We start from the raw sequence: 17956 nt of genomic DNA, 5'->3' as shown, positions 1-17956 counted from the left end.
TGGCCTTTGTTTTAATAATAAACAAGTTATAATTTTTTTCTGAAAAAATATTATTCATTTTTTAATCAATATATACTATCAGTCCAAACTCGCAATTGGGAGTCCATTTAGGGAAATATAAGTGATTTTATTAAAACGAACTTTACAATTTTTTATCATTTGTACGTTAATCGGTCTGATAACTTTGATCAGTCTTTATTACTACGTTAAACCTGATATCCCCAGTGTGCAAGTTTTAAAAGACGTGCAATTACAAACTCCTATGCAAGTATTCACTAAAGATGGCCTTTTGATCAATCAATTTGGTGAAAAACGTCGAATTCCGGTCACTATTGATGAAATCCCACAACCTTTAATTGATGCATTTTTAGCAACTGAAGATAATCGCTTTTATGACCATATAGGTATAGACCCTATTGGCATAGTTCGCTCTGCTATTGTTCTTATTTCTACAGGCGAGAAAAAACAAGGTGCTAGTACTATTACCATGCAACTTGCACGTAATTTTTTCTTAACCCGAGAAAAAGCTTATATCCGTAAAATAAAAGAGATATTCATCGCTCTACACATAGAAAATGTACTTACTAAAGATGAAATTTTAGAGCTTTACCTAAACAAAATCGAGCTAGGTAACCGCGCCTTTGGTATTGGAGCTGCCGCTCAAGTTTATTACGGTAAAGAGTTAAAAGACTTAACGCTTGCTCAAATGGCGATGATTGCTGGCTTGCCAAAAGCGCCTTCGGCGTTAAACCCAATTCGTAACCCTACCCGTGCAAAAGCACGCCGTAATGTTGTACTTGGTCGTTTATTAACTGAAAACTACATAACACAAGACGTGTATGATGATGCAACAAGCCAACCTATCACCGCTTACTTTCATGGTGCTGAAATAGATTTATACGCACCGTACATTTCTGAAATGGTGCGTGCAGAAATGGTTTCACGTTACGGAATAGACAAGGCGTATAATTCAGGCTTTAAGATATTTACCTCTGTTGAGTCTAAAGTACAAAAAGCGGCGCAAACCGCGCTGGTTAATAATCTTCATAGCTACGATATGCGTCATGGCTTTAGAGGCCCAACCGCTATTTTATGGGACCCTGAAAAACAATCAGCGCTAAGTGAAGAGAAAATACTAGCTAAACTCAATGAAGCCAAAGAGATAGGTACACTGAAAGCAGCTGCTGTTATTAACGTGGATGAAAAAAATGCCACGGTATTGCTTAAAAATGCAGAGCAAATAAACCTGAATTGGGACAACTTAAAATGGGCACGCAAATACATAACTCGTTATCGCCAAGGTTTTGCTCCAACTTCGGCAACTGAAATATTAACGCCAGGAATGCAAATCTGGGTGCGTAAGAACAGCAATAACGAGTATGAACTAAGCCAACTACCTGAAGCATCAAGCGCAATTGTTTCACTTGACCCACAAGATGGCCGCATTAAAGCCATTGTTGGCGGCTATAGCTTTGAACAGAGCCAATACAACCGAGCTATTCAAGCAAAGCGCCAAGTGGGGTCAAACATAAAACCATTTATTTATTCTGCTGCGCTTGAAAACGGCTATACGCTCGCCTCAATTTTAAACGATGCGCCAATTAATCAGTGGGATAAAAGCCAAGGTGTGGCATGGCGACCTAAGAATAGTCCGGCTGTTTACAATGGCCCAATTAGAATTCGTCGCGCGTTAGCACAATCTAAAAACGTAATATCAGTTCGTTTGCTCCGAGGTGTTGGTTTGCAACGAACAGCAGATCACTTACTAAAATTTGGCTTTAAAAATTCAGACATCAACCGCAGTGAATCCTTAGCACTGGGCAGTGCTTCAATTACTCCAATTGAACTAGCACGCGGTATGAGTGCATTTGCGAATGGTGGGCATTTGATTGAGCCGTACTTTATCTCAGAAATCCAAGATGCTTACGGTAATAGTTTGTTTAAAGCTAATCCTTCAGTGGTGTGTGACGACACTTCAGATCAGTCATTAACCCCAGACAATGCTACTGGATTATTCCCACAACAAAATACTGATACGCCACAATTAAAATGTGCCCCTCAGGTCATATCAAAACAAAATGCATTTTTAATTGCTCAAGCAATGCATAGCGCTGTTTGGGGAGGTGGAAACTGGTCACATAAAACGGGTTGGTCAGGAACAGGTTGGCGCGCTCAAGCATTAGGCCGTCGTGATCTATCAGGAAAAACAGGCACAACTAATGACTCTGTAGATACTTGGTTTAGTGGCTTTAATCGAAATGTTATGACCTCGGTATGGGTTGGTTTTGATAACCCTGGCAACCCGCTAGGCAGGACTTCATACAATAATAATCTTGATAGCGGGCAAATATCAGGGGCTGAATCTGGCGCTAAAACAGCACAACCGGCTTGGGTTGAGTTTATGAAAGTTGCGCTTGAAGGTAAACCTGAAGCCCCCATAGAGCCGCCAGAAGGTTTAGTGTCTATTCGGATTGATTTAGAAACCGGTTTATTAAGTCATAAAAATGATTACACCAGTCGCTTTGAGTATTTTGACAAAGGCACCGCCCCCACAAAATACGTAATGTCTCAACCAACAGATATATTTGAAGAAGACACTAAAACAGAAGAAGAACTGTTTTAAATAAAGAACGGCAGCCATTGGCTGCCGTTTTTAGTTGATACCAAATTTAGCTGTTCTAAATAAGAATTTTTTAACGCATGTAGCGACACGTTTAGCCCCGCAAAATGATTAGGTATTATTGCGGATTGATACAAGGCCCTTGTAACCTTTATTTTATATTTTGTACCAGCCAATATAAGTCAGAATGAATACCCGCCGCGGTTACTTCCTTACCCGCACCAGGCCCTTGAATCACAAGAGCGTTAGCGCTATACCACTTACTATTAATGACAAAAATATTATCGCCAGGTGTTAAATTAGCTAACGCATCACCAATAGGAGTATAAGTAATACCTACTTGAGCGGTTACTTTGTTTTCCGTAATTTCAAGTAAACCCGTGTAACGAAGTACGGAACTTTGTGCTTTGGCATTTGCAGCATGAGCGTCAATAAAGTCATTGAGGGTGGATTCATTAGCTAAAAAGTCGTCCCAACTTCCTATAGCAAGCGTTTCGGGCATGAGTGCTGATAAGCTTATATCATCAAGGTCGAGTTCTAAACCAAGCTCTCTGGCAAGTATAAGCAGTTTACGCTGCATATCACGCCCTGATAAATCTTCACGCGGATCGGGCTCTGTGAACCCCATTTTTTGTGCTTCAAGCACCAGATCAGAAAATGGTATTGTTCCGTCAAACTTACTGCATAACCACGATAACGTGCCTGAAAAAACACCTTCAATACGAGTGATTTTGTCACCACTGTTTTGCAAATCTGCCAATGCAAAGTTAACAGGTAAGCCTGCACCTACGCTTGTGTTGTAGCGCCAATGCAAATTTCGCTCACTAATACTCGTACGCAAAGCTTTATACCATGCTGTATCTGCAGTTCCAGCGTATTTGTTAGCACTGATCAAGTGGCAATCTAATGCAACAAACTCCGGGTATAACTGGCTAAATGCCTCGCTTGCGGTAATATCAACAACCACTTTATGCTCATAATCAAGTTCACTAATTATGTTTAGTAATGTTTGGTTATTATAAGCTTTGCTTTGTGAGAGAAAATGCGTTTTCCAATCAGCAATGTTTATACCACTGGGATTAAAAAGTAACGTTTCAGAGCGTATTAACCCAACCAATTTAATTGTAAAGTCATCAGAGAAACGCTCGAATTGAGCTGACAGCTGCTCTATAAATACCTCTCCCACATTTCCAAGGCCCGCAATTATTAAAGCGACTTCTTGGCCTTTATTAATAAGCTTATCGTGTAAAACACTGAGTATATCGCTATCTATAAACTGATCCGTTAATAGTAAAATGTATCCACTGTCTTGGTGAATAAAGCGCGGCTCGATGGCATGAGCATTTAACGTATCAATAGCCAATACATTCAATTTTGAAATATCATTAACAGGCGCTACAACCGCACAGCCATTTAAGCTCGACTCGCTAATGTTTGCTCTACCCTCAAAATAACTAACAACTTTATATGCTGAAGCAGAGGGGACAACTAAATAAGTTTCACCATTTTGACTAAAGTGATGAATGCTGTGTTGAATCAGCTGGCTAACATCTGCGACTTCGCCTTCGGCCAGCTTTTCAACTGTTAATAAATCGATGTTGTTTAACGTGGTAATAAAACGCTTTTGTTTTACATTTCCTTCTTTAACTATATCTGTAGGCGTTGCTTGCACATCAAAACTACTACGAACAGATAGTTTTATATCGCTGTTTCTTAAAGGAGAAAGCGTTTTAGCGTGTAAAACAGGGTTACCTAATCGCGCTAATAGGTTAGCTTGACCTCTACACACTTTATTGTATTTAACCGCTTTACTAACTTTGCGAGGGTCTGTGCTGTATACACCTTGTGTATCAGTCCAAATACACACCTGCTTAGCATGGCAGTAATTAGCAAGTAAGGTTGCACTATAGTCACTCCCATTGCGACCAAGTGTAACCGTGTCACCCAACGTATTTGATGCAATAAAGCCTGTGACAACATTAATGTAGTCTGGGGTTATAAACTTCGCACATTGCTGCGCATTTTGGGTATGTAACAATTGCCCATTATTTAATGTAAAAAGTGTTCGAGCATCAAGGTCACAAGCATTAATATTTAATTGCGTAAGGTAAAGCGCCAATAAGCGTGCAGACCAGACCTCACCATAAGCAAGCAAGGGAGCCTCTTCCAAGCCTTGGTTTTTTATCAATTCACTAATCGCTGTTAGTTCACTATGCAAACGCGTTAAAGCAGTTCGCTTAAGATCTGCATGGAGTAACTGTGTGATTAAATCAGTTTGATGATTATTTAATTGCAGCAATATATCAGCAACGACATGCGTATCTTGTTGCTGATAGCTTTGCCATAACTTCACCAAAGTATCGGTTGTTTTTCCCGCCGCAGATACAACAACACAATCGCCCGGCTGAGTATGCTCTAAAATAATACTCGCAACCCGCTCATACCGTTGAGCCGAACTAAGGCTTGAACCACCAAATTTATGTACTGTTTGTGTCATATTGTTCACCAAAGCGCTGGATGAGCGGCACTTAATTTAATGTCACCGCCAGCTCCTTTGTTTAAATTTGCTTTACTGCCAGGCTTTACAAGCTGAAACACGCGCTCTAAATCAGCTAATAAGTCGTTTATATCTTCTATACCTACTGAAACTCGAATAAGTGTATCGCCCACTCCCGCATCAAGACGAGCTTTAGGCTCCATGCCAGCATGGGTCATGGTTGCAGGATGGCATATTAGGCTCTCTACTCCTCCCAAAGACTCTGCCAAGCTAAAGTCACGTAAGCTGGTTAAAAACGCCGCAGCATCGTTTATGTCACCTTTAATATCAAAACTCACCATGCCACCAAAGCCTAGTTGCTGCGCTTTGGCTAATTCATGCTGTGGGTGTGATTCAAGACCAGGGTAATAAACTTGGCGAACAAATTCCGATTTTTCTAAATATTTAGCAATCGCTAATGCATTTTCTTGATGCTGCTTTAAACGCACATTTAGTGTTCGCAACCCGCGCAATGTTAAATAACTATCAAATGGCGCACCTGTAATACCTATATTATTTGCCCACCATGCCAGTTCATCGCCCAGCTCTTGTGAAGCAGCAATCACCGCACCGCCCACTACATCTGAATGACCATTAATGTACTTGGTGGTGGAATGTACAACTATATCAACACCAAATTTAATAGGGTTTTGTAATGCTGGTGATAAAAATGTGTTATCGGCAGCGACTAAAGCACCGCACTGCTTAGCAACATCGGTTATTGCTTTAATATCAGTTAAGCGTAGTAATGGGTTACTTGGTGTTTCTATCCAAATTAGCTTAGGTTTAATTGCTAAAATTTTATCTAAACTTTGTGCTTGTGTTAAATCTAAAACTTCTAGCTTGAGCAAACCGCGCTTTTGCAGTGAAGTAAATAAACGATAGCTTCCGCCGTAACAATCATGTGGGATCACTAACGTATCGTCATGATTCAGGATTTGCGTAGCCAAGTGAACGGCAGACATACCCGTAGCAGTAATAATACCGCGTGCGCCACCTTCAAGCTCAGCCAAGGTTTCGGCTAAAATATCACGATTGGGGTTACCACTTCGCCCGTAATCGTATTGACGCTTTGTATCAAAGTCGGCAAACGAATAGGTGGTTGATAAGTAAATAGGTGCGACAACTGCGCCATGATGTTTGTCTGCTTCAACACCACTTCTTACTGCAATGGTTGCTTTATTTTTTTCGCTCATATTCGTCACCTATTTAATTTGGATGTTTAGACGTCTAAAAGAGTAATTTATCTTATTAAAGATGTCAAAACATTTAAAGCTCCAGATGGCTAAACAACTAGTATTTGACTATCTTTTTTAAATAGATAGAATTTCACGCATATTCATATGCATTGTAGTGCATATGAGCAATTATTAATCTGAGGCGACGATACATCTTATGGCTAAATGGAATGGTGAGTATATTCACCCATACGCAGAACACGGGAAAAAATCAGAACAAGTAAAAAAAATTACCGTTTCAATCCCACTAAATGTATTAAAGGTATTAACGGACGAACGCACGCGTCGTCAAATTAATAACTTACGTCATGCAACAAATAGTGAATTACTTTGTGAAGCATTTTTACATGCATTTACCGGTCAACCTTTGCCTAACGACGACGACTTACGTAAGGATAACGCCGAAAAAGTGCCTGAAGAAGTGAAAAAAATAATGCAAGAAATGGGGCTAGAAGTGCCTGTTTTAAACGAAGACTAAACGTAATTTAGACACAAAAAAACCTCAATTAATTGAGGTTTTTTTGTGTCTAAATTACAACTTAGTCGTTATTCCATATAGTTTTCTGGTAAATCAATTTGTGCAACACCTGACTCTACAGCAGCTATTGCAACCGCTTTTGCAATGCGTGGTAATAAACGAGGATCCATTGGTTTTGGAATAATATACTTATCACCAAACTCCAGCTTGTCAACACCCGCAGCCGTCAGTACTTCAGCAGGTACAGGCTCTTTGGCAATACTTCTAATCGCTTCTACAGCTGCAATTTTCATTTCATCATTTATTGCACTGGCGCGTACATCAAGAGCACCGCGGAATATAAACGGAAAACACAGAACATTATTAACTTGGTTAGGGTAATCTGATCGACCCGTTGCCATAATTAGATCGTTTCGAGCAGAATGAGCCAGTGCAGGATCAATTTCTGGATCTGGGTTTGAACAAGCAAACACAACTGGTTTTTCTGCCATTAGTTTTAAATCATCGGCAGCTAATAAATTAGGCCCCGATACACCAACAAATACATCTGCATCTTCAATAACATCTTGCAACGTGCGCTTGTCTGTATTGTTAGCAAAAAGTTTTTTGTATTCATTTAAGTCATCACGACGAGTATGAATAACACCTTTACGGTCAAGCATATAAATGTGCTCGCGCAAAGCACCACACTTAATTAACAGCTCCATACAAGCAACCGCAGCAGCACCAGCACCCAAACACACAATAGTCGCATTTTCGATAGACTTGCCTTGCACCTCAAGCGCGTTCAACATACCCGCAGCAGTTACAATGGCAGTACCGTGCTGATCATCATGAAATATCGGGATACTGCAGCGCTCAATCAATGCTTTTTCTATTTCAAAACACTCTGGCGCCTTAATATCTTCAAGGTTAATTCCGCCAAACGTGTCGGCAATATTAGCAACTGTATTAATAAAGTCTTCAGTAGTGCGGTGTTTCACTTCGATATCAATAGAATCAAGGCCAGCAAATCGCTTAAACAGTAACGCCTTACCTTCCATTACAGGTTTTGAAGCAAGTGGGCCTAAATTACCTAAGCCTAAAATTGCAGTACCATTAGTGATAACCGCAACCATATTCCCTTTACCTGTGTATTTATAAGCGTTTGCAGGGTCTGCAGCGATTTCACGTACGGGTTCTGCAACTCCTGGGCTATATGCTAATGCGAGATCTTTTACCGTTTCAGCAGGCTTTGTTAGTTCAATGCTAATTTTTCCTGGAACGGGGTGCGAATGATAGTGTAGTGCTTGTTCACGAAAGTCTGACATAACGCGATTGTATCCTGCAATTAAAGTAAAAGTGAGAGGTGAAGTTTAGGCTACGATACCCTTATTATTTTTAAATTCCAAGCAATATCAGGTCTATCCTGTTATATGCTAGTTCGATTAATTTTAAGAGGTTTTTCAATAACTTTTGTAAATTATATCGACACTTTATAAATAAAAATTCATCCAATAACGGATTCTAAAGGCACAATTGTTCTTTCATTATTTTTTATAAAATATCTTAATAAAGTCCTATAAAAATAAGCAAAAATAGGCTTATTCACATACTTTAAAAACATATAACTTCACGTTAGCTGCATTTAACCACTTAGTTAAAAAATGAACTAATTAAAAATATAGAGAATAATTTGCGGTTTGTCTGTAAAGGTTTATGCATATTCAGAATAAGAACAGGAAATAGTTATGCATAGCAGGGGAATATGAAAATCGAGCAATAAGCTAAATAATTTGTTATTTAGTTGTCCTATATTAAAAAATATTGACGCCGTTCGTGTAACACTTAATTTTTTAAATCGAAACGTTATTACTATTAAATTGGTATAACTAAATTAAAAGCATAAAAAAAGCACCCTAAGGTGCTTAATTTAACGAGACAGCAAAAATTACTTCTTGCTACCAAGTGCACCGAAACGCTTGTTGAAACGATCAACACGTCCGCCAGTGTCTAAAACTTTTTGCTTACCAGTGTAAAAAGGGTGACACGCTGAACATACGTCAAGGTGAATGTCTTTACATAGAGTAGAGCTTGTTTCGAATTTATTGCCGCATGAACAAGTTGCAGAAATTACTTCGTACTTAGGGTGAATACCTTCTTTCATAGAAACCTCTAGTTAAGGCCGCATCGCTCTCCAAACCCGAAGTCTGGCACCATACGTCGTTAAAACAAATTTGTTGGTCGCGGATTTTATCCAACTACCATCAAACACACAAGCTATTATTAACTGTTTTGCTAAAAAAGTAGGCAGACACTTAAGCAAGCAATATTTGCTAGTAGGTTTTTAACGTTATTTTTAGTACATTACATCATTAATTTTATGAGTTGAGTTGCTATGTGTTTTGCTGAAGTCGCTATAAAAGTCCCCTTACCGCGCACCTTTGATTATAAAGTAGATAAGCAACTCGATGGCATGGCATCACCACTTAAACCGGGTATGCGTGTGTTTGTGCCTTTTGGTAACCAAAAAAAAGTCGCCGTTGTTTTAGCTATTAAAAGCAAGACCGACGTCCCCGAAAACAAAATAAAATCCATCATCGAAATCATTGATGACGCGCCTATTTTATCATCTGAACACATTGCGCTTTTGAGTTTTACATCTCGCTATTACTGTTACCCACTCGGCGAAACAATTCATATAGCGCTACCTAGTGCGCTGCGCCAAGGTGAGTCACCGGATAAAACCAGTATCAATATGGTTATGCTGACAGAAAAAGGATCAAAACTTCCGTCACTCAAAGCAAAAACTCAACTTAACTTATTAAAGCAACTTGCACAGTCAGGTAAATCATCATTAACCGAGCTCAAAGCACTCGGCTTTAGTAAAAAAACTATCGATAGCCTTATTGCAAAAGCGCTTGTTACACAAACCATAGAACATGATAATCAGTGGCAAAGTACTGCACCAACAGTGGGTAGTAAGCCTACACTGAACAAGGAACAAGCCGTAGCTTGCACTGCAATTAATCAAAGCAAAGGCTTTAACACGTTTTTATTAGAAGGGGTTACTGGTAGTGGTAAAACCGAAGTCTATCTTCAATGTCTTGAAGAAGTATTAAAGCGAGGTGAACAAGCCTTAGTACTTGTCCCCGAAATAGGCCTTACCCCTCAAACGGTTAACCGTTTTCGTCGCCGCTTTCCAGATACACCCATCATGTTATGGCATTCTGCACTTACCGATAACGAACGCCTTCAAACATGGCGCTTTTGCGAAAAAGGGAGTTGCGCTGTTGTAATAGGTACGCGATCAAGTATTTTTTTACCCTTTTTAAAGCTCGGTATGATTGTAGTTGACGAGGAACACGACTCATCATTTAAACAACAAGATACCCTTCGTTACCATGCTCGAGATTTAGCAGCTTATCGTGCATTCCAGCATAAAATCCCACTTATACTCGGCAGTGCTACTCCAGCGCTCGAAACCTTGCATAAAGCCATTAATAATAAGTACCAACTATTAAGCTTGACTGAGCGCGCTCAAACCTCAACCGATAACCAATTTAAATTACTCGACATGAAAGGCCAGCCCGATCAGGCGGGTATTGCTCACGCAAGCCTTGCTACTATGCGCCAACATTTAAATCGTGGTAAACAGGTTATGGTGTTTTTAAATCGTCGTGGTTTTTCACCTACACTTATTTGCCATGAATGTGGTTGGTTAAGTGAATGTAATCGTTGCAGTACTAGTGCCACGTTCCATAAAGCGATTGGTCAAATGATTTGCCACCATTGTGGCGACCAACATCAAGTACCTCATCAATGCCCTGATTGCGGGAGCACGCAAATATTCCCTAATGGTAAAGGGACTGAACAAATAGAAGAATTTTTAACAAACGAGTTTCCTGATACACCAGTAACCCGTATTGATCGCGATTCAACTCGTCGTAAAGGCAGTTTAGAGAAAGCCCTCGACGAAATTAATTTAGGTGGAGCGCGCATATTAGTAGGTACGCAAATGCTTGCAAAAGGTCATCACTTTGCTGATGTAAGCCTTGTCATAATTTTAGACGTAGACAGCGGCCTATATTCCTGCGATTTCAGAGCAACGGAACATTTAGCGCAGTTAGTGACTCAAGTAGCAGGACGTGCTGGTCGCTCAGGAGAGCCTGGCCAGGTGTTATTACAAACACATTTTCCCGAACATCCTCTTTTACAAGATTTGGTCAATAATGGTTACCAAGATTTTGCACGCTTTGCGTTAAGCGAGCGTGATGACGCCGACTTACCGCCTATTACTAATATGGCCATAGTTAGAGCACAAGGGCTAAGTATTAAACTAGTCGTCGACTTTTTGACAGATTTGGTTCCAGTTAACGGGGTATCTGGTATACAATTGCTCGGTCCGATCCCTGCCCCATTAGAAAGAATTGCGGGTATGTATCGGTTTCAATTGCACATTCAAGCGCAAGATCGCCGCATATTACATCAGTATCTTGCGCAAATGGTTGATTATTTAAGCACCAGTAAACTTGCACAAAAAGTTCGCTGGAGTTTAGATGTAGACCCTATAGATATGATTTAGGTTAAGGCCAAAATAACGCTATGGCACAGCACGATTACATTAATAAAAAACCAAAAAATAGAAAAAACACCAAAAAAGAACCTGCTAAAAAGCCATTCCCTTATCTTTTGGTAATTGTTGCAGCTTTGCTTGTGGGCGGTTTTGCCTATGGATTATGGTTTATTAAAAATAATGCCGACCCCGAGCTTGTTGAAAAACAAACTAACCCAGCCGAAAAAGAAAAAATAGAAGTGGTCGTTCCTCGTGCGCCTGAATTTATAAAAGAAATCAGAAACCATGAAGTGCAAGTAGAAGTAAAAGAAATTGAACAAAAAGGTCCTTATGTTATGCAATGCGGCTCGTTCAGGACTCATGAACAGGCTGAATCGTTAAAAGCTAAAATAGCCTTTGCTGGTCTTATATCTGAAATAAGAGAAACCAAAGGCGAAACAGGTATTTGGTATAAAGTACGTTTAGGGCCTTACAAAACGAAGCGCCAAGCAGAAAGTGATAAAAATAAACTCAAGCGTGTCAAAGTCGTCGGCTGCGGAATTTGGGGCTGGACTTGAAAATAAACCATTCACCCATATAACCTCATCATAATCGTTTTTAACGAGTTGCCCCTGCAACTCGATGATGAGGAATAACATGACCACTATTGTAAGTGTACGCCGCGACGACAAAGTTGTAATTGGTGGCGACGGCCAAGTTTCATTGGGTAATACCGTAATGAAGGGCAATGCCCGTAAAGTTCGACGCCTTTATAATGGCAAAGTAATCGCAGGTTTTGCCGGCGGTACTGCTGATGCCTTCACCCTGTTCGAACGTTTTGAAAGCAAACTAGAAATGCATCAAGGTAACCTCACCAAAGCTGCTGTTGAAATGGCGAAAGATTGGCGTAGTGACCGTGCACTCAGAAAGTTAGAAGCCCTTTTAGCTGTAGCTGATGAAACTGCCTCTTTAATTATCACCGGTAACGGCGACGTCGTTCAGCCAGAAAATGACTTAATTGCCATTGGTAGTGGTGGTAACTTTGCCCAATCGGCTGCAACCGCGTTATTAGAAAACACCGATTTAAGCGCTCGTGAAATAGTAGAAAAAAGCCTAACTATTGCAGGTGATATCTGCGTATTTACTAACAACTTCCAAACTATTGAAGAATTATAATAGGAACCGCTATGTCTGCTATGACCCCAAGAGAAATTGTTCACGAGTTAGATCAACATATTATTGGCCAAGCTAACGCAAAAAAAGCCGTTGCTATTGCACTTCGTAACCGCTGGCGCCGTATGCAATTAAACGATGATTTACGTGCAGAAGTAACGCCAAAAAATATTTTAATGATTGGTCCTACAGGTGTTGGTAAAACGGAAATTGCGCGCCGCTTAGCCAAACTTGCTAATGCCCCTTTTATTAAAGTAGAAGCAACCAAGTTCACCGAAGTGGGTTATGTTGGTAAGGAAGTTGAAACCATCATTCGCGACTTAGTTGAAGTGTCTATTAAAATGACACGTGAACAACAAACTAAAAAGTTTAAACACCGCGCAGAAGAAGCGGCCGAAGATCGTATTTTAGATGCACTTTTACCACCTGTTAAAGATCAATACGGTGAAACTCAGCGTGATGAAAACTCATCAACACGCCAAACATTCCGTAAAAAGCTTCGCGAAGGTCAACTAGACGATAAAGAAATTGAAATCGATTTAGCACAAGTACAACCAAACGTAGAAATTATGGCGCCTCCTGGTATGGAAGAAATGACCAACCAGCTACAGGGCATGTTTCAAAACATGGGTGGCGATAAGCGCACTAAGCGCAAGCTCAAAATTAAGGAAGCCTTTAAGTTACTAACCGAAGAAGAAGCGGGCAAACTAGTAAACCCAGAAGAGCTAAAAGAGCAGGCTATATTTGCTGTAGAGCAAAATGGTATTGTGTTTATCGATGAAATAGACAAAATTTGTAAGCGCGGAGATTCATCGGGTCCAGATGTTAGTCGAGAAGGTGTACAACGCGATTTACTTCCGCTTATTGAAGGTTCAACAGTAAATACTAAGCACGGTATGGTTAAAACTGACCACATGCTATTTATTGCCTCTGGTGCATTCCAAATGGCTAAACCATCAGACATGATCCCTGAACTACAAGGTCGCTTACCTATTCGCGTTGAGCTTGAAGCTCTTACTGCAAACGACTTTAAACGTATACTTACAGAGCCTCATGCATCACTCACAGAGCAACAACGCGAGCTACTTAAAACAGAGCAAGTTGATGTTCAGTACAGTGATGACGCTATTGAGCGTATTGCAAAAGCTGCATGGCAAGTTAACGAGAAAACCGAAAATATTGGTGCTCGTCGTCTTCATACCGTGATGGAAAAGCTAATGGAAGAAATTTCATACGATGCGTCTGAGCAAGCTGGATCGTCGGTAGTTATTGATGCGGCTTATGTTGAAAAACATTTAGGTGCACTAGTTGAAGATGAAGATTTAAGCCGCTTTATTCTTTAATTGGTACTATAAGTAGTTATACTAAAAGCCTCCATATTGGGGGCTTTTTAATGGGATACAAAACATGAAACACGTAACAAAAGTGCATTATCATAGCGTGAGCAAAAATTTAGATGTTTACTTTGACGATGATAGTAAAGCCGTATTTAGTTGTGAATTTTTACGTGTTCACTCTCCATCAGCAGAGGTACAAGGCCATGGCTCTGGCCCTATGAAGCTGGTTTTAAACAAGCAATCAGTCGGGATAAAAAAAATAGTCCCAGTTGGGCATTACGCACTGCGCCTAGATTTTGACGATGGCCATAATAGCGGGTTATTTAGCTGGAACTATTTTGCCAAGCTGCAAGAACAGCAGACTAAGTTATGGAATGAATATTTAGAACGTGTAAGCGAAAACACAAAAAATAAAGACAGTGTGCCAATAAAGTTTATTCCTTAAGCTTCATTGGCTCTTTAATAAATTTAAACTTTAAATTTATCTATCGCAGCATATAGTACGCGACCTTGCTCGGATACCTCTTCACTAGTTTGTGCGTTACGCGATGCATGCTCTGATGCATCTTGTGCAATATCTCTAATACGTACCACGTTTTTATTAACCTCTGATGCAACTTGGCTTTGCTCATCAATAGCAACGGCAATTTGTGTACTCATTTCCATAATGGTTTGTACATCTTCAGTAATAGCACCCAACAACTCGCCCGCTTTAATTGCCTGGGATGCACTTTCATCACCTTGTGAGCGACATTGGTGCATAATGCTTACAACTTCCTGAGTGCGTTGCTGTAGGGTATTAATAATCCCTTCGATTTCACTTGTAGATTCTTGCGTACGCTGGGCTAGCGAGCGTACTTCATCAGCAACCACCGCAAAGCCTCGGCCTTGCTCACCAGCACGAGCAGCTTCAATTGCCGCATTGAGCGCAAGTAGGTTAGTTTGTTCTGCAATACCACGAATAACATCAAGCACCGAGCCAATCGTTTCACCGTCTTTTTCTAGTTGAGACACCACATCAGATGCACTGCCTAAAGATCCAGACAATTCTCTTATATGGTTAACGGTTGATTCAACTTCGCTACGGCCTTGTTGAGCACTTAAGTTTGTAGACTCCGCTTTTTTAGCCGCCGCTTCAGTGTTGTGTGAAATATCCTGAATAGTCGCTTGCATTTCTGTTGCTGCGGTAGCAACCATATCAGCTTCGTGTAATTGCTCTTGCATACCTGAGCTTGTGGCTGCTGTGCTCTCAGATAAATGATCTGTTGCTACATTGAGAGTATTTAGTGCGCCATTAACCTCATAAATCAGGTTTTTAAAGTCACCTATTAAACTGTTAAAGTCAGTCGTCATGATAGTGATTTCATCTTTACCTGTTTGCTCTATCATTACGCTTAAGTCGTTATTGCGCCTAATGTCATTTATGCTGTGATAAACGCGTTCAATAGGCACAATAATAGAATGGCTAGTAAAATAAACCAATACTAAAACAATAACGCCTGCAATAACGAAAATAGTAATTGCCAAAAACTGTGCCTCACTTACGCTGTTTTTGACATGAGTTACTGTTTCCTCAACAATTTGGCTAACAACAGTGTCACTTTTTGACACGCTTTCTCGCATTTTACCAAGAGCTCCTGACTCTAAGTTTACCCCTAATTCAACTTGGGCTTTTACCAGCGCCTGAAAAGAGCTTTGATAAGTAGCAATTAAGCTATTGAGTTGTGATTTGGTGTTTGAGTCTATCGTTGAACGAGAAAGGCTTTGTTCAAGCTTAGTAATTGTGTCGTCAAAACGGGGGAGATACTTGATATCTAAACGCAGCATAAAATCCTTTTCAGCACGTCTTAATTGCAACATAAGCACGAGCAACTCATCGCTTTGCTGCTCGTTAAGCAAGGTTTCTACTTTATGCACAGCACTTCTTAGGTCACCATAAAGAGCGTCTTTTGGATTTAAGCCTATTTTTCTTTGAAGAGAGACTACGTTATTAAAATCGCTATTATATTTAGCAACTAAGCTTTTTAGCTGAATTGCTTTCTGAGTATCTATATTTAAACTAGCCATTAAAGCCTGTAATTCAGCTAACTTTGTATCCAGGACTGCATACTCTTTTTCGAACGACTCTAAAGAGCTCTCTGTTTTGTAAAACAAAAAGTTTTTTTCATGCTTTCTTAACTCTAATTGCTGAATATTCAGCTCTTTCGCTAGCTGTATAGTCTGATTTAATTTAAGATTTTCCTTTCCCTCAAAAATAATTACACATAATAGAATAACCATTGCTAAACCAACTACCAAAGCATTAAGTTGCAATCGCCTCTTAATCGTTAAATTTTCTAAAAAACTCATTTCAAACACCTTTGGTTAATATGCAACCTTATTATAGACTAATGTCCTAATCTGCTTTTATTTTTTTTAGCTTTTTGCAAACTGGTCATACCTGAAAAATGTATGGCATTACAAATTAACACTTCCCCATAAACCTCTGTGCAGTAATTGAGTTTTATGCCACTGTTTTTGTAATAACCAATCTACAAGTGGTTCAGGGTCGCTAGGGTAATTAATTTGCCTGTTTTGAGGTGCATTATTCCAGTCATCTAATGCTTGTGGATTTAAGTAATTCATTACATGGGCCATTCCCATAGTGAGTAATGTTTGTGCATTTTCACTTTGTTCAAACTGGCCATCTAACGGCTTTAGTAATAACTTTTTACCCAACTTTAATGCCTCACTGGCAAGTTCAAACCCGGCATTACCAATCACGCCGCTTGTATTGGCTAAATCATTTAAAAAGTCAGATCTTGAAGGCGAACGTAAATGTATATTACCCAGCGATCTATTTTGCGCATCGGGGTGATAACAATAAAACTCTTTTTCGGGAAAGTCCTTTAGGTAGTCAATAATGCTAGCAAGGTTTTCAAAGGGTAAGTACACCAACACTTTGTTAATAATCGCAACAGGATTACTATGTTCATGATGTGCAATAAATGGTGGAATAATGTTTTCAGCAAATGGCTGCCAATGAACCCCCAAATACGTATCAGCAGGTGCATAATATTTTATTAACGACTTACGTAAAATACCTCGGCTAAACATAGGAACACTGTTAGATAAAAAAGCCGCCTGGTGACTGATACCAACCACAGGAACACCCGCTCGTTTAGCTGCCCATGCAGTAATTGGCTCGAAGTCATTAAGCACAAAGTCATACTGCTTTACATCGAACGATTTAATGTCTTTTACCAACTTACAAATACGCGCATTTTTAACAGTTTGAAGGCTTTTTACTTGCCCGTTTTTAGTATTAAACGACAGCCCTCTAAAGCTTTTATAGTTCGCAAAGTCGTGCATATCAAAGTAATCTTTATTTGCACGTCCTGAAAAAACATAATCAACGTCAATGTTTAGTTTTTTAAAGCAGCTAGCCATAACACGGGCCCGTGTTATATGGCCATTCCCAGTACCTTGAATACCGTATAATATTTTCATGCTGGCACCACTAGTGCCAATGCAAATAACCCACATGAACTACCTATCAGTGCACCAATAATAATATCAGCAGGATAATGGACCCCCAATACCACTCTCGATATTGCCACACCACCAGCCCAGCCTAAAAATAGCCATACATACTGAGGGAAAAAGTGACACAAAATAATAGCAACTAAAAAAGCGGCAGCACTGTGACCTGACGGTAAGCTAAACTTGTCACTCGGTACTATATAGGCATTGGTTACTAAACAATCGCATGGCCTTATTCGTGCAAAATACTTTTTAGCTAAAAAGTAAATGGGCCGCTCAATAATAAAGCCAAGCATTATTGCGATTGGTAATAGCTGGTGCAGCTCGTTTTTACTAAGCCACCACACACCTGCACATATAACTAAATACAATCCGCCGTCACCACTTTTAGATAATCCAAACGCCATTTTTTTTAGCCACTTAGGTGAGTTACAATTAAACAAAGTTAAAAATAATCGCTCGTCAAACTGAGCTACTTTTTTAAGTATATTATTATTACCCATTGCTTATTCCTCATC

The 17956-nt window shown here is 39.8% G+C and carries 14 protein-coding genes; 7 read left to right on the top strand and 7 right to left on the bottom strand.

Annotated elements, in window-relative coordinates; translation table 11 throughout:
- Nucleotides 1-121: 121 nt before the first annotated feature.
- Complete coding sequence (locus R0J88_RS10025) at nt 122-2623, top strand: penicillin-binding protein 1A (protein WP_410899813.1); 2502 nt, start codon at nt 122-124, stop codon at nt 2621-2623.
- Nucleotides 2624-2771: 148 nt separating this feature from the next.
- Here the strand turns inward: R0J88_RS10025 and metL are convergent, their stop codons facing one another.
- A complete protein-coding gene (gene metL, locus R0J88_RS10020; RefSeq protein ID WP_410899812.1) occupies nt 2772-5117 on the bottom strand; it encodes a bifunctional aspartate kinase/homoserine dehydrogenase II in 2346 nt (781 codons plus the stop codon).
- A 5-nt stretch (nt 5118-5122) separates the two neighbouring features.
- Nucleotides 5123-6352, bottom strand: coding sequence for a cystathionine gamma-synthase (gene metB / locus R0J88_RS10015; RefSeq protein ID WP_410899811.1), 1230 nt, complete (start codon nt 6350-6352; stop codon nt 5123-5125).
- A gap of 199 nt (nt 6353-6551) precedes the next feature.
- Between metB and metJ the strand changes: the two genes are divergently transcribed.
- Nucleotides 6552-6872, top strand: a complete 321-nt coding sequence (gene metJ, locus R0J88_RS10010) for a met regulon transcriptional regulator MetJ (RefSeq protein WP_006793094.1) — start codon at nt 6552-6554, stop codon at nt 6870-6872.
- 68 nt (nt 6873-6940) lie between these two features.
- Here metJ and R0J88_RS10005 read toward each other — a convergent pair whose 3' ends face one another.
- Nucleotides 6941-8182, bottom strand: coding sequence for a malic enzyme-like NAD(P)-binding protein (locus R0J88_RS10005; protein WP_006793093.1), 1242 nt, complete (start codon nt 8180-8182; stop codon nt 6941-6943).
- Between the two features lie 620 nt (nt 8183-8802).
- Nucleotides 8803-9018 (bottom strand): 50S ribosomal protein L31, encoded by a 216-nt coding sequence (rpmE, locus tag R0J88_RS10000; RefSeq protein WP_006793092.1) that lies wholly within the window; start codon nt 9016-9018, stop codon nt 8803-8805.
- A 231-nt stretch (nt 9019-9249) separates the two neighbouring features.
- Here rpmE and priA point away from each other — a divergent pair, with 231 nt between their 5' ends.
- The 5 genes from priA (at nt 9250) to R0J88_RS09975 (ending at nt 14361) form a co-directional block, all read left to right on the top strand.
- The gene (priA, locus tag R0J88_RS09995; RefSeq protein ID WP_410899810.1) at nt 9250-11436 is read left to right on the top strand and encodes a primosomal protein N'; all 2187 of its coding nucleotides are present in this window, start codon (nt 9250-9252) and stop codon (nt 11434-11436) included.
- A gap of 20 nt (nt 11437-11456) precedes the next feature.
- Nucleotides 11457-11984, top strand: a complete 528-nt coding sequence (locus R0J88_RS09990; RefSeq protein ID WP_006793090.1) for an SPOR domain-containing protein — start codon at nt 11457-11459, stop codon at nt 11982-11984.
- A 79-nt stretch (nt 11985-12063) separates the two neighbouring features.
- Nucleotides 12064-12582 (top strand): ATP-dependent protease subunit HslV, encoded by a 519-nt coding sequence (hslV, locus tag R0J88_RS09985; protein ID WP_058403860.1) that lies wholly within the window; start codon nt 12064-12066, stop codon nt 12580-12582.
- A gap of 11 nt (nt 12583-12593) precedes the next feature.
- A complete protein-coding gene (gene hslU, locus R0J88_RS09980; protein WP_006793088.1) occupies nt 12594-13922 on the top strand; it encodes an HslU--HslV peptidase ATPase subunit in 1329 nt (442 codons plus the stop codon).
- Between the two features lie 64 nt (nt 13923-13986).
- A complete protein-coding gene (locus R0J88_RS09975) occupies nt 13987-14361 on the top strand; it encodes a gamma-butyrobetaine hydroxylase-like domain-containing protein (RefSeq protein WP_058428244.1) in 375 nt (124 codons plus the stop codon).
- Nucleotides 14362-14384: 23 nt separating this feature from the next.
- Here the strand turns inward: R0J88_RS09975 and R0J88_RS09970 are convergent, their stop codons facing one another.
- The 3 genes from R0J88_RS09970 to R0J88_RS09960 form a co-directional block, all read right to left on the bottom strand.
- Entirely contained in the window at nt 14385-16265 is a 1881-nt protein-coding gene (locus R0J88_RS09970; RefSeq protein WP_410899809.1) for a methyl-accepting chemotaxis protein, read from the bottom strand.
- Between the two features lie 108 nt (nt 16266-16373).
- Nucleotides 16374-17405 (bottom strand): MJ1255/VC2487 family glycosyltransferase, encoded by a 1032-nt coding sequence (locus R0J88_RS09965; protein WP_006793085.1) that lies wholly within the window; start codon nt 17403-17405, stop codon nt 16374-16376.
- A complete protein-coding gene (locus R0J88_RS09960) occupies nt 17402-17941 on the bottom strand; it encodes a phosphatase PAP2 family protein (RefSeq protein ID WP_006793084.1) in 540 nt (179 codons plus the stop codon). The genes R0J88_RS09965 and R0J88_RS09960 overlap by 4 nt, the downstream gene beginning before the upstream one ends.
- Between the last annotated feature and the right edge of the window lie 15 nt (nt 17942-17956).

The sequence above is a fragment of the Pseudoalteromonas sp. SIMBA_162 genome (assembly GCF_046535955.1).
In the GTDB taxonomy this organism is placed as follows: Bacteria; Pseudomonadota; Gammaproteobacteria; order Enterobacterales; family Alteromonadaceae; genus Pseudoalteromonas; species Pseudoalteromonas marina.
This window is presented reverse-complemented; position numbering and strand designations above follow the sequence as displayed.